General features: G+C 57.8%; 12 protein-coding genes. 7 read left to right on the forward strand and 5 right to left on the reverse strand.

The window, feature by feature from the left end; translation table 11 throughout:
• The first annotated feature begins 88 nt into the window (after positions 1-88).
• The 3 genes from alaS to RB2501_RS15755 all read left to right on the forward strand — a co-directional run bounded on the left by alaS (position 89) and on the right by RB2501_RS15755 (position 5,163).
• On the forward strand, positions 89-2,704 hold the full coding sequence (gene alaS / locus RB2501_RS05775; protein WP_015753826.1) for an alanine--tRNA ligase: 2,616 nt from the start codon (positions 89-91) through the stop codon (positions 2,702-2,704).
• A 27-nt stretch (positions 2,705-2,731) separates the two neighbouring features.
• Positions 2,732-3,346: a DUF4230 domain-containing protein gene (locus RB2501_RS05780; protein WP_015753827.1), complete on the forward strand. Its 615-nt coding sequence runs from the start codon at positions 2,732-2,734 to the stop codon at positions 3,344-3,346.
• Between the two features lie 65 nt (positions 3,347-3,411).
• Positions 3,412-5,163 carry a M61 metallopeptidase family protein gene (locus RB2501_RS15755; protein ID WP_015753828.1) on the forward strand — a complete coding sequence of 584 codons (1,752 nt, stop codon included), beginning with the start codon at positions 3,412-3,414 and terminating at the stop codon, positions 5,161-5,163.
• Here RB2501_RS15755 and RB2501_RS05790 read toward each other — a convergent pair.
• From RB2501_RS05790 to RB2501_RS16220, 3 genes are all read right to left on the reverse strand, one after another.
• Positions 5,153-6,907: an aromatic amino acid hydroxylase gene (locus tag RB2501_RS05790; RefSeq protein ID WP_015753829.1), complete on the reverse strand. Its 1,755-nt coding sequence runs from the start codon at positions 6,905-6,907 to the stop codon at positions 5,153-5,155. The genes RB2501_RS15755 and RB2501_RS05790 overlap by 11 nt on opposite strands.
• Positions 6,908-7,015: 108 nt before the next feature.
• Entirely contained in the window at positions 7,016-7,582 is a 567-nt protein-coding gene (locus tag RB2501_RS05795) for a DUF4136 domain-containing protein (protein WP_041327016.1), read from the reverse strand.
• A gap of 114 nt (positions 7,583-7,696) precedes the next feature.
• On the reverse strand, positions 7,697-7,873 hold the full coding sequence (locus RB2501_RS16220; protein WP_015753831.1) for a DUF5522 domain-containing protein: 177 nt from the start codon (positions 7,871-7,873) through the stop codon (positions 7,697-7,699).
• A gap of 212 nt (positions 7,874-8,085) precedes the next feature.
• On the opposite strand from RB2501_RS16220, the gene RB2501_RS05800 reads away from it, so the two are divergent.
• From RB2501_RS05800 to hemL, 4 genes are read left to right on the forward strand one after another with little or no spacing between them, the layout of a single operon-like run.
• Positions 8,086-8,421, forward strand: a complete 336-nt coding sequence (locus tag RB2501_RS05800) for a hypothetical protein (RefSeq protein WP_041327018.1) — start codon at positions 8,086-8,088, stop codon at positions 8,419-8,421.
• Between the two features lies 1 nt (position 8,422).
• Complete coding sequence (locus RB2501_RS05805) at positions 8,423-9,328, forward strand: 1-aminocyclopropane-1-carboxylate deaminase/D-cysteine desulfhydrase (RefSeq protein ID WP_015753833.1); 906 nt, start codon at positions 8,423-8,425, stop codon at positions 9,326-9,328.
• Positions 9,325-10,143 (forward strand): glucosaminidase domain-containing protein, encoded by an 819-nt coding sequence (locus RB2501_RS05810; protein ID WP_041327020.1) that lies wholly within the window; start codon positions 9,325-9,327, stop codon positions 10,141-10,143. Before RB2501_RS05805 ends, RB2501_RS05810 begins: the two co-directional genes overlap by 4 nt.
• Before the next feature lies 1 nt (position 10,144).
• Positions 10,145-11,428, forward strand: a complete 1,284-nt coding sequence (gene hemL / locus RB2501_RS05815) for a glutamate-1-semialdehyde 2,1-aminomutase (protein ID WP_015753835.1) — start codon at positions 10,145-10,147, stop codon at positions 11,426-11,428.
• Between the two features lie 4 nt (positions 11,429-11,432).
• Here hemL and RB2501_RS05820 read toward each other — a convergent pair whose 3' ends face one another.
• Together RB2501_RS05820 and RB2501_RS05825 are read right to left on the reverse strand one after the other, a co-directional pair.
• On the reverse strand, positions 11,433-11,789 hold the full coding sequence (locus RB2501_RS05820; protein ID WP_015753836.1) for a hypothetical protein: 357 nt from the start codon (positions 11,787-11,789) through the stop codon (positions 11,433-11,435).
• 81 nt (positions 11,790-11,870) lie between these two features.
• Entirely contained in the window at positions 11,871-12,308 is a 438-nt protein-coding gene (locus tag RB2501_RS05825) for a hypothetical protein (RefSeq protein ID WP_015753837.1), read from the reverse strand.
• Between the last annotated feature and the right edge of the window lie 12 nt (positions 12,309-12,320).

Genomic DNA, 12,320 nt, shown 5'->3' on the forward strand with positions numbered 1-12,320 from the left:
ATTTTTGTGCCGTCTCAGGATGCTGACCAACAAATATAAAAATAGTTTCGCATAATAACCGAAATTTAAAGTAAGAGGACGTTCTTATATGACTTCCAGAGAGATACGAAGCCGATTTTTAACATTTTTCAAAGACCGCGGACACCGGATCGTGCCTTCGGCCCCCCTGGTGGTCAAAGACGATCCCACCCTGCTGTTTGTCAACGCCGGGATGAACCCCTTCAAGGAGTATTTCCTGGGGGTGAGCAACCCGAAATACCCCCGAGTGGCCGACACCCAGAAGTGCCTCCGGGTAAGCGGCAAACACAACGACCTGGAAGAGGTGGGCAGGGACACCTACCACCACACATTGTTTGAGATGCTCGGCAACTGGAGTTTCGGCGATTATTTCAAGGAGGAAACCATCGGGTGGGCCTGGGAATTCCTGACGGAAGTCTGCGGGATCGACAGGGACCGGCTCTATGTGACCATTTTTGAGGGAAGTTCCGATGCGGACGCCCTGGAGCGCGACCAGGAGGCCTATGACTTTTGGAAGGCCATCCTGCCGGAAGACCGGATCCTGATGGGGTCCAAAAAAGACAATTTCTGGGAAATGGGCGACCAGGGGCCCTGCGGCCCCTGTTCGGAGATCCACGTCGATATCCGCCCGGAAGAAGAACGCCGGAAAACCCCCGGGTCCGAACTGGTCAACCAGGACCACCCCGAGGTGGTGGAGATCTGGAACCTGGTTTTTATTCAGTATAACCGAAAGGCGGACGGCAGCCTGGAGCCCCTTCCGGAGAAGCACATCGACACGGGCATGGGCTTTGAACGGCTGTGCATGGTCCTGCAGGGGGTTCGGTCCAATTACGATACGGACCTGTTTACCCCGCTGATCAGGGAGATCGGAAAGATCACCGGCAAGGATTACGGCCAATCGGAGGAGGACGATATTGCCATCCGCGTCATTGCCGACCATATCCGGGCCGTATCTTTTACCATCGCAGACGGCCAGCTTCCAGGCAACTCGGGTGCCGGCTATGTGATCCGTCGGATCCTCCGCCGCGCCATCCGCTACGGGTTTACCTTCCTGGGTGCCCGGGAGCCTTTTATGTTCCGCCTGGTGGGTACCCTGGTGGCGGAGATGGGGGAGGCCTTCCCGGAGTTGGCCGAACAACGCCGGCTGGTCGAAAACGTGGTACGGGAAGAAGAAGTTTCCTTCCTGAAGACCCTGGAACAGGGGTTGGCGCGCCTGGATGCCGTAATCGCCGAAACCCGGGGGAAAACCGTGGATGGCGGCAGGGCCTTTGAACTGTACGACACCTTTGGGTTCCCCATCGACCTGACCTCGCTCATCCTCCGGGAGCGCGGCTACGAACTGGACCGCCAGGGGTTCGACGCGGCCATGAAGGAGCAGAAGGACCGCTCCCGGGCGGCCTCCGAGAGCGCTGCCGAAGATTGGGTGAAAGTACATCCGGGGCCGGCTTCCGAGTTCGTAGGCTACGATGCGCTGGAAGCCCGCTCCCGAATCCGGAAATACCGGAAAGTCGAGAGCAAGAAGACCGGCACGCTATACCAACTGGTTTTGGATACCACCCCGTTTTACCCGGAGGGCGGCGGCCAGGTGGGGGATAGCGGCCACCTCGAGGGTTCTGGCGGCGCGGTTACGGAAATTCTAGACACCCGGAAGGAGAACAACGAAATCCTGCACATTACCGAAGCATTGCCCGAAGACCCCGGTGCCGAATTCCTCGCCGTGGTGGATGCCGAGAGGCGTAAGCAGACCCGGCGCAACCACACGGCCACCCACCTGCTGCACCAGGCGCTGCGGGAGGTCCTGGGTAGTCACGTGGAACAAAAGGGCTCTGCCGTTCAGCCCGGGTATCTCAGGTTCGATTTCTCGCATTTTTCAAAGTTGAAGGACGAGGAACTCAGGCGCGTTGAGGACTTTGTCAATGAGCGGATAGCAGACGGCCTTGACGTGGAAATAAAAAAAGGGGTCCCCATGCAGGAAGCCCTGGAAGCGGGGGCCATGGCCCTGTTCGGCGAAAAGTACGGCGATACGGTCCGCACAGTCCGTTTCGGGGATTCCATCGAGCTCTGCGGGGGCACCCACGCGGATAATACCGCCGAGATCTGGCATTTTAAAATCCTCTCGGAAAGTGCTGTCGCAGCCGGCGTAAGGCGTATCGAGGCGATAACATCCGATGCGGTACGGGAGTACTTTGCCGACAAAGAACGCGTACTGGAGGCCATCCGGACCCGGTTGAAAAACGCCCAGGACCCGTTGCAGGCTGTAGAGAGCCTGCAGGAGGAGAACGCCGGGTTGAAAAAAGAACTCGAAAGACTTAAGCGGGAACAGGCTGGCAACCTCAAGGGCGACCTCAAGTCGGCCCTTGATAAGCGGGATGGGGTCCATTTCCTCGCCCGGCAGGTAGACCTGGATGCCTCCTCCATGAAAGACCTGGCTTTCCAGCTGGGCGGGGAGGTGGAAGACCTTTTTCTGCTGCTTGGGTCAGAGCAGGACGGGAAGGCCCTCCTGACGCTGTATATTTCCAAGGGGCTGGCAGCGGAGAAAGACCTGAATGCCGGGGCCATTATCCGGGAACTCGGCAAACACATCCAGGGAGGGGGCGGCGGACAGCCGTTCTTTGCCACGGCCGGGGGAAAAAACCCCTCGGGCATTGGGAAAGCCCTGGAGGCGGCTGCAAGTTATTTGCAATAACCGAACCGCGCGAACAGCGCATTCAACATGAAAAGATTTATCGCAGGCGTTTTACTGGCACTGGCGGCCGTCCTGATCTACCGGTCCTGCCGGCAGGAGTCCGAACGCGAATCGGTGTTGCAGGAGCAGTCCCTGCTGATTCAGAAACAGCTGGAGCAGGTCTCCAAACTGATTGTGACCGAAGGACACTTTGCAGAGGTATACACCTACGAGGATTCCCGGGAATTATTCGGATCCCTGTTGTCTGCCCGCAAACGGGCCCTGGTGGTAGTCAATGCCCGCGCCACGGTAGCGTATGACCTGGAAGGGCTTTCCTACCGGCTCGACCGGGAAACCCGAACGCTGCACCTGCTGCACATCCCCGAACCGGAGATTGCGATTGTACCGGATATCGAGTACTACGATGTGACGGCAGACTTCCTGAACCCCTTCGGGGCAGAGGATTACAACGCGATCAAGCACCGGGTAACAGAGCGCATCCGCAGTCAGGTGGAAGCTTCCACCCTGCGCAGCAATGCGCAAAACCGCCTTTTGAGCGAACTGGCGGAATTCTGGGTGCTCACCCGGTCCATGGGCTGGCAACTCACCTATCAGGAGCGCCCCCTGGACACGGTGCCGGGGCCGGATGTCTTCCGCGATTAAAATCGGCCTCCGGGAAATGAAACACTTTTGCCGACTTTTCGTCTATTAGGGTAAACACACCATTGATGCGCCGAATCGTTTTCCTGTGCCGGGTAATCGCCCCGGCCCTTTTCGTCATGTTTTCCGGGTGCCAGCCGGAACCCGTCCTGCCGGGTCTCGATTATAAGATATCCCGGAGTTCCTGGGATTCCCTGCCCGCCCTTCAGGTAAGGATTGCCTTCCAGCCCGCAGAAAATGGGAAAACCCGACTGCTGTTTGCCGACAATGCCTGGGGGCAGGACAGCCTCTGGAATACCGTGAAAGACCTCCGTATGCATGCCGGCCAGGGCACGTCGGTCATCAACCGGGACAGCGGCTGGGTGGAGATCAGCCACGCGACTGGCACCGGCCCCCTGGAGGTTGGCTATAAAATCATCCAGGACCAACCGCTTTCCGGGGATCCCTCCCTGACCTACCGACCAATCGTCCAACCAGAGTATTTCCATGTATTTGCGCATAACCTGCTGATGGTGCCCGAGCATTACCAGGCGGGCGGGAAGGCCGGGGAGGGACAAGGGCAGGCTTCCGGAGAAGGTTTCGGAAACCGGGCTGCCGTGAGGCTTTCCTGGGAAGGATGGGAAGCCCCTGGGGTGGTCCACAATAGTTTTGGCAGCCAACAACCGGAGCAGGACCTGGGCGCCATCGACCTGGATCGGTTTATGAGTGCGGTGTTTGTCGGGGGGGATTTCCGGGTGCTGACCGCCGACGTAAAGGGCAATACCGTCCACCTGGCCATCCGGGGCGACTGGATACCCTTTTCGCCCGAAGAGGTCATGGATCTTCTCCGGCAAACCCTTGCCGCCCAGCGGGACTTCTGGCAGGACCACAGCCAGCCTTATTTTACCGTGACGATGCGCCCCTTCTCCCTGGAGCGGGGCAGTAGTTACCAGGGCACGGGCCTTACCAATTCTTTTGCCACTTCCGTCTCCAACAATGCTTCCACGTCCCTGGATCAGTTGGTATACCTGTTCAACCACGAACTTATGCACAACTGGATTGGCCACGCCATTGAGAATGAATCGGAGGAAGCCCAGTATTGGTTCAGCGAGGGTTTCACCGAATACTACACGGCCAAAAACATCGCTGCCTACGGAATTGCCGGGAAGGACTGGGGGTATTACATCGAAGCGGTGAACGAGAAAATTCGGCAACTGGCAGCCTCCCCCGTCCGTACGGCCCCCAATAGCGATATTACATATGAAAATTTCTGGAGCAGCCGGGATTATGAAAAGCTCCCCTATTATCGCGGATTCCTGTTTGCGTTTTACCTGGACCAGCAGATCCGGGCTGTTTCCGAACGTCGCAAAAGCCTGGACAACCTGATGCGGGACTTGTTGAAGGACAGCCGGGAGAAGGGGATTAAGCTTTCCGGAGGCCATTTTGTAAAGCGTGCCAATGCCTACCTGGTGGAGGATTTGCAGCCGTTTTTTCACAAATACATCGAAAACGGGGAGCTCCTGCCCCTGGAAGATTACTTCCGCGACCTGGAATTGGATTTTAAAACGGGTGCCGACCTGTTCCACCTGGGCTTTACTTTCAGCCCGGAGCGCGACTCCGTTATTTCAGTCGACCCGGAATCCGCGGCATTTGCCTCCGGTGTCCGCAAGGGGGATCGGGTTCTATCCCGGAGCATCTACATGGGGGCTACCGACAAAGAAGTAGAACTGGTCGTGCGGCGCAATGGGAGGGAATATCCGGTAAGTTATCTTCCCAGGCGCAAGGAACCCATCCCGCAGCTTCTGGACACCCCGGAGAACCGGGAGGCGCTCAGTAAGTAACCGTTTCTCCCCGGGCCAGGGATACCCCGTCATCAACCAGGTGGCCGATTTCGGGCCGCCGCTGCTTGACAGCTTCCAGGTGGTCCAGGATTTCACCGGCAAAATCGGCGTCTTTCCCGCCTTTGGCCAGTTCGTAGAGTTCCACCGGGAGCAGCCAGTCCTCTGGGAAATGGTTTTTGAGTTCGCGCAGCACCTTGTTGCGCGAGATGGTTGTGTTGGTTCCCTCGCGGAATTCGCGGACCTGGCCGTACAGGCGTTCCAGCCGCAAGCGTTCCGGGCTTTTCCTGGGCTTGATTGTAGTGGTTTCCGGGGTGTGTGTCACCCGGTCGAAACTCGCGTTGTCGGCGGGCCCGTTGAAAGCCGAAACTATTTGTTCCCCTACTGCCATATGGTAGAGCCCCAGGTCCGGGGTGTAGAGCTCCCGGCCTGCATGGGTCACCCGGCAGTCCGAAAAGGTAATCAGGATGATCTCGCCTTGCAGGTTCCGGGTCCCCGTGACGATATCGCCTTCCACGACCACCCCGCCTTCAAATTCCAGGCGTACGCGTTCCCCCTCATATATTTTGTAGGCCTTCAGGTCGCGCGGGCTCATGTCTTCAATGGCCAGGTTGATGCCTTTAAGCTTGCCCACGGGCGCGCCGAAACCGTCCGGGTGGTGGGCCGTCGAATGCCCGATCAGTTGTTTTTCCCGATAGGCAAGGGCCGTGGGCCCCTGGGTTTGGATATAAACGGGCTTTCCGTCGTGGGAAACCACATCGGTGAATACCCCGGAAACCTGGAGGCCCGTACTGAACTCAGCCGTACCGAGGGCCGCTGAGCGGATCAGTTTTTCGATGCCGTCCAGGCCGCCTTTGCGCAGGGCCATGGTTCCGGCAAACTCCTCGAGAACCTGGCTGAGGAAGGCAAAGTCGGGGGTTACAAATAATTGCGGCTGGGGCTTGGTAATGTCAAAGGAAGTCCGCACCGCTTCGATGGAATAGGGGATTTTTTTCACCTTGTCGGTCATACACCAACTGCTTTCCCCGATGGAAGAAAGCAGGCCGGCCCCGTAGATCTTCGGGTTTTCCGGCGTGCCGATCAGGCCGTATTCCACCGTCCACCAGTGCAGGTTCCGGATAAGGGACATTTCACTGGGCGCTACATCCCCGGCTTGCAACTCGTCAATTCGGGCCTCGGCCTTTTCGATTTCTTCCGGGTCCGTACCCGTGGCCTCTTTGATGATGGACAGGTGACGGACAGCCTCGTAAACCTCGTAGTCGTGAGCACTGGATATCGCCTTGCATCCGATTTCGCCAAACCGCCGCAGGTATTCCGCGTATTCGGGGTTCGCAATAATCGGGGCATGGCCGGCCCCTTCGTGGATGATATCCGGGGCCGGGGTGTATTCGATGTGGTCCAGCTGGCGGATATCCGAAGCGATGACCAGCACGTTGTAGGCCTGGAATTCCATAAAGGCCGCGGGCGGTATAAACCCGTCTACCGCCACGGCAGCCCAGCCGATTTCCTTCAGGATGCGGTTCATGCCGTACATGTTCGGGATGTGGTCTTGAGAAATCCCTGTTTTCTTTAATCCGGGCAGGTAGGAGGGGTGGGCCACCCGGCTGAGGTAATCTACATTTTTACGCATTACATAGCGCCAGACGGCCTGGTCGATAGGGGTGTAATCGTCGTAGTTCTGAGGTTTGATGTATTGCCTCAGGTGTCTGGGCAGGCGGTCCAGTATCGGGTTGCTTTCGTAGCTCATAGATTAGTTTTCACGCTATTTAAAGATACGAATTTGACAGGTAACCCGAAAAACGGAAAAACCCTGCCGGGGCAGGGTTCTGGGTTTTGCGGAAGGCCAGAACAAGGGTTAGTTGGCAGCGACGCCACCCGGCGGATAGCGCTCCAGGATTCGGGATACGAAGGCCCGGATGCGCGCTTCTTTCTTTTCGATGTTCGAGGTGTTCCCGAGGATGCCGGTCCCTTTGCCCTGCCAGACGAGCTCTTTGGCCTCCGCATCGATCAGGTCGATATACAGCGTACCTTCCGTACGGGTGGTTACCGTGGGGCCGTAATTCCAGCCGCCCGGCCCCCAGACCCAGGGGTTGTACCAACCCCAGCCCCAACCCCAGCCAAAGTTGTTGTTGTAAACATCCACCCGGTCCTTTTCCGTGGTAAAGATGCTGATAAGCAGGTCCGGGTTCTGCGATTTCACAAATCCCCGGGAGCTCATTTCATTATCAATAGCGCGCAGGATTCGCTTTTTATCCAGGTCGGAGATCTGCGCCTTGTCGATCCCGGTTTTGTAAAAAGCATAGGTAGCATAGCGGGAAAAATCCGCGTCCCGGTCGTAGTCGGAAGCGACGCGGACCGAACTGCAACTGGCCAGCAGGGCAAAACCCGCCAGCAGGAATGTAGTTTTCAATATGGGTCTCATAGTTTCTTCAATTTAATCAGCAATTTTTTAAATAATGGCACAAATATCGTGCCGAATCCCCCGGAAATGCACGTGTCGGCAGTGGCTGCCGGCTGGCGATGGTCCGGGAAGCAATCAGCGGCCCTTGCCGCCGCGTTGCGTATTGGTGCGGGGGTCGTAGCCGTAGGGGCAGTGGCGGCAACCGCTTTCACAACAATAGCCCCGTTTCAGGTGGTACCGGGCGGTAAAGACCTTGTACCCTTCGGGGGTCCAGTAAAAATCTGCGTCTTCCGGCAGTTCGGGTTCCTTCATGGCATCCGGATGGGGTTCCTTCGTAAATTTACTAAAATTCGCCCGTGCCCTGCGTTGTCGGGGCTTTGGAGTTCATGGATCCCTCAAAGGATTTCATGGATCCCACAAAGGACTTCATGGATTCGACAATCGTTTTCCCGGATAGCGAACGGGGCAATGTCGTTCGTCCGATTTTAACAATTATCTTTACAAGCGTACGTTATGCAAACGGTATGATCCTGGTTTTCAAACATTTTTTCTACCGGAGCTATGTGGGCCTTTCCCTCTGGCCGTTTATAATTTTACGGAACCCGGCCCTGAAGGCTGACCGGGTGCTGATCAACCACGAACGCATCCACCTGCGCCAACAGGCAGAACTCCTGGTGGTCTTTTTCTATTTGTGGTACGCGGTTGAATGGACCATCCGCTGCATCTGCTACCTGGATACCTACCAGGCCTACAGGAATATCAGTTTTGAACGCGAGGCTTATTGGCACGAAAGGGATGCTGAGTACCTGGAGAACCGCAGCGCCTTCCGTTTTGTCCGTTACCTCTTTGAGCCATCCTAAGATGTCGGAGGCAGCCACCTGCGAGATTGACCTTCCCATACTTCGGGAGCGGGACGTCCGGCTTTGGATCCGTCGGGAAGATGAATTATTTCCGGGTCTGTCCGGGAACAAATACCGAAAACTCAAGTACAACATTCGGGAGATGCAACGGGGCGGGCACCAAACCCTGCTCACCTTCGGGGGTGCCTTTTCCAACCATATCCACGCCGTGGCTGCCGCGGGACGGCAGTTCGGGTTTCGGGCCATCGGAGTCATCCGCGGGGACGAGCTGGCGGTTTCCCCCCTGAACCCTACGTTGGCGGATGCCCGGGATGCAGGCATGCATTTGCATTTTGTCTCCCGTCGGGACTATGCCCGGCGACAATCCCCGGAATACCTTCAGGAACTACTGGGGCAATTTGGCCCGGCTTACCTGCTCCCGGAAGGGGGGACAAACCCGGCGGCCGTCCGGGGCTGTGCCGAAATCCTCGGCGAGGCCGATGCCGGATTCGACCGGGTTTGCTGCCCCGTAGGCACCGGGGGTACCCTGGCCGGACTGGCGGCTGCAGCAGTGCCGGGGCAGCAGGTCCGCGGATATGCATCGCTAAAGGCATCCGGCCTGGAAGCCAGCTTGCGGGACTGGATTCCGGGGAAACACTGGACACTGTCCGGGGAGTTTCATTTTGGGGGGTATGCCCGAATCGATGCCCGCCTGGTCCGTTTTATCAATGATTTCCGAACCGAAACCGGGGTGCCCCTGGACCCGGTATATACGGGCAAAATGCTCTACGGCATCCTGGAGGAGACCCGACGGGGGCAGTTTCAACCGGGGACGCGGATCCTCGCCATCCACACCGGGGGGTTGCAGGGAATCCGGGGCATGAACCTGAAATTGGGGAAAAAGGGCTTACCTTTGTTGCAACTATGAGAAGGATATTGTTGTTTGCATGCCTGGCCGGTTGGCTCCTTACAGGTTGCGGGAGCAAGAAACGGGCCTCGCGGGCCAACCCTGCGCCGACGGGGCAGAAGAGCGTGTCGGCCCCATCCGGAGACTTGCCGGAAGACACCGGGGATTTCGTATTTTTTGAGATCGGATCGCCGGAGGAGTACATCCGGACCTTTGCCGAAATTGCCCAGCGCGAAATGCGGACTTACCGGATCCCGGCGAGCATCACCCTGGCCCAGGGCCTGCTGGAGAGCGGTTTCGGCATGGGGGAGCTCACCCGGAAGACCAACAACCATTTCGGTATCAAATGCCATACGGGCTGGGAGGGCGACTACGCCACCCACGACGATGACGCACGGGGGGAATGCTTCCGGAAATACAACCACCCGATGTACTCCTTCCGCGACCACAGTATTTTCCTTTCGAGCCGGTCCCGTTACGGGTCACTCTTTACCCTGGACCCCGACGATTACCGGGGTTGGGCCAGGGGCCTGAAGGCGGCGGGCTATGCCACGGACCGCCGTTACCCCCAGAAACTCATCGGGTTGATTGAACGGTACAACCTGCAGCGTTACGACGCCGAAGTGCTGGGTACCATGGTCCGCCGGAAGGCGCCGGTTACGGTGTCCGAAGGGATCTACAATACGCACCGGGTGCAGGCGGGGGATACCCTGTACGCCATATCCCGCCGCTACGGCATGTCCGTGGACGAACTCATGAAAATCAACAGGCTCAGCAGCAGCGCCCTGGCAATCGGGCAGTTGTTGAAAGTCCGGGCCGATTCCAACAATAAGTAATATGCGATACAAGCGCAGCAGCGAACTGTTCCGGCAGGCCAGCCGGGTATTGCCCGGAGGGGTGAATTCCCCCGTTCGGGCGTTCAAATCCGTAGGGGGCACCCCCGTATTTGTCCGGGAAGCAGCGGGATCCCGTTTTACGGACGAAGATGGCAATGAGTACATCGACTTTATAGCCTCCTGGGGCCCCCTGCTCTTTGGGCACGCTTTTCCACCCGTGGTGGAGGCCGTCACCCGAAGGGCACAAAAGGGCACTTCCTTTGGTATGCCCACGGCCCTGGAAACCGAAGTGGCGGAACTCGCCGTTTCCATGGTACCCGGCATCGAGAAAATCCGGTTTGTCAATAGCGGCACGGAAGCCTGTATGAGTGTGATCCGCCTGGCCAGGGGCTATACCGGACGCGAAAAAATCATCAAGTTTGCCGGGTGCTACCACGGCCATGCCGACGCCTTCCTGATAGAAGCCGGAAGCGGGGCGGTGACTTTTGGCAGCCCGAACAGCCCGGGGGTAACCCAGGGGACAGCGCGGGACACCCTGTTGGCCCGATACAATGACCTGGAAAGCGTAAAGGGGTTGTTTGAGGCGAATCCCGGGGAGGTGGCAGCCGTGATCCTGGAACCCGTGGCCGGGAACATGGGGTGTATCCCGCCCGAGCCGGGATTTCTGGAAGGCATCCGCCAGCTGTGCACCGATTCAGGGGCGCTGCTCATATTTGATGAAGTGATGACGGGGTTCCGGTTGGCAGCCGGCGGAGCCCAGGAAGCCCTGGGTATCTCCGCAGACCTTGTAGCCTTTGGGAAAGTCATCGGTGGCGGGTTGCCGGTAGGCGCCTTCGGAGGCCCTGCCGAAATTATGTCGCACCTGGCCCCGGAAGGCCCGGTGTACCAGGCGGGTACCCTGAGCGGCAACCCGCTCGCCATGGGTGCTGGCCTGGCGATGTTGCGCGCCATTGAGGCAGATCCCGAAGTGTTTAGCCGCCTTGAATCGAAAACCGCCTACCTGCACGAAGGCCTGGAGCACGTCCTGCAGGAAGCCGGACACCCCTACCGGATCAACCGTTTCGGTTCGATGATTTCCGTACACTTTTCGGATCGGGAAGTTCGGGATTTTGAATCGGCGGCTACGGGCAATAACGACCGGTTCCGCAACTATTTCCACGGCATGCTCAACCGGGGCGTTTACCTGCCCCCGAGTGCGTTTGAGAGTTATTTCCTCAATGATGCCCTGACTGCTGAAGACCTGGACCTGGCCATCGATGCAGCCGCCGGTGCCCTGAAAGACTAGGGCGTCAGGATTGCGGGAGTACCTTGCGCAGAGCCCGGTAATAGTCCTTGCGGATATTCTCCTGCCGCTTTTGGTAACTGCTGGAGTTTTTTGTGGAGTTTCGAAGTTCTAACTGGACGAGGCCCCTGTAGTATTTGCGGCATGCCTGTTTGATCTTGTTTTTTTCCTCGGGGGCGGTAATGCCGAATTCATCGGCGATCTCCGCAGTGCGCGTATCGGCCTGGGCGTTGGCTTCGGCAAGAAGGTCCGCAACAGTGATTTTGGCTTTGTCCTTTTTGTCCTTTTTGTTCTTTTGGGCATTCAGGGCGGTTGCCTGGAAGGCCAGGGTGGCGATTAGGAGAATTTTCAGGAAACGGCACATAATACGGGTATGTCTTTATTTTCTAACGCGCACATTTCGGGAATCGTATAAAAAAAACAGGGCCGTGCCCTGTTCTCATTGTTAGCTTTTTCCGTGCATCCGCCTGGCATGCCGCTGCGGCTTTTTACGGTGGTGGCGCATTTCCTTCCACTGCTGGTATTGTTCCTCACTGAGTATTTCCTGCAATTCGCGCTGGAATGCGATCTGATCATCCAGGCGCTCGTCCATGGAGTCAAAATTCGGCCGTTGCCCGCGCATTCCCGTGGAATCCGCGCCATCACGCCGTTGGTTGAAAAGTTCGCGTTTAGCAGCAATCCGTTCTTCGAGGAGTTCCCGGACCCGGCTCTCCTGGCTCTTGCTCAGGTCGAGCGCCAGGGTAAGCTTTTTGCTCTGCAGGGTGGCGATTTGTTCGCTGGTCAGTTTTGGCGCATCCGAATGTGCGTGGTGGGGTCGGGGACCGCGCTGGGCACTGAGGGAGAGGCCCAGGAAGAGCAGTCCTGTAAAAATCCAATTTTTCATACTTCTTTCTTT

The sequence above is a fragment of the Robiginitalea biformata HTCC2501 genome, from assembly GCF_000024125.1.
GTDB classification, from domain to species: domain Bacteria; phylum Bacteroidota; class Bacteroidia; order Flavobacteriales; family Flavobacteriaceae; genus Robiginitalea; species Robiginitalea biformata.

Coding starts and splice junctions, on each gene's coding strand:
- RB2501_RS05820 (WP_015753836.1), bottom strand. CDS start 11,789: ATGTGCCGTTTCCTGAAAATTCTCCTAATCGCCACCCTGGCCTTCCAG.
- RB2501_RS16220 (WP_015753831.1), bottom strand. CDS start 7,873: ATGAAGGAACCCGAACTGCCGGAAGACGCAGATTTTTACTGGACCCCC.
- RB2501_RS15755 (WP_015753828.1), top strand. CDS start 3,412: ATGCGCCGAATCGTTTTCCTGTGCCGGGTAATCGCCCCGGCCCTTTTC.
- RB2501_RS05790 (WP_015753829.1), bottom strand. CDS start 6,907: ATGAGCTACGAAAGCAACCCGATACTGGACCGCCTGCCCAGACACCTG.
- RB2501_RS05805 (WP_015753833.1), top strand. CDS start 8,423: ATGTCGGAGGCAGCCACCTGCGAGATTGACCTTCCCATACTTCGGGAG.
- RB2501_RS05795 (WP_041327016.1), bottom strand. CDS start 7,582: ATGAGACCCATATTGAAAACTACATTCCTGCTGGCGGGTTTTGCCCTG.
- hemL (WP_015753835.1), top strand. CDS start 10,145: ATGCGATACAAGCGCAGCAGCGAACTGTTCCGGCAGGCCAGCCGGGTA.
- RB2501_RS05780 (WP_015753827.1), top strand. CDS start 2,732: ATGAAAAGATTTATCGCAGGCGTTTTACTGGCACTGGCGGCCGTCCTG.
- RB2501_RS05810 (WP_041327020.1), top strand. CDS start 9,325: ATGAGAAGGATATTGTTGTTTGCATGCCTGGCCGGTTGGCTCCTTACA.
- RB2501_RS05800 (WP_041327018.1), top strand. CDS start 8,086: ATGATCCTGGTTTTCAAACATTTTTTCTACCGGAGCTATGTGGGCCTT.
- alaS (WP_015753826.1), top strand. CDS start 89: ATGACTTCCAGAGAGATACGAAGCCGATTTTTAACATTTTTCAAAGAC.
- RB2501_RS05825 (WP_015753837.1), bottom strand. CDS start 12,308: ATGAAAAATTGGATTTTTACAGGACTGCTCTTCCTGGGCCTCTCCCTC.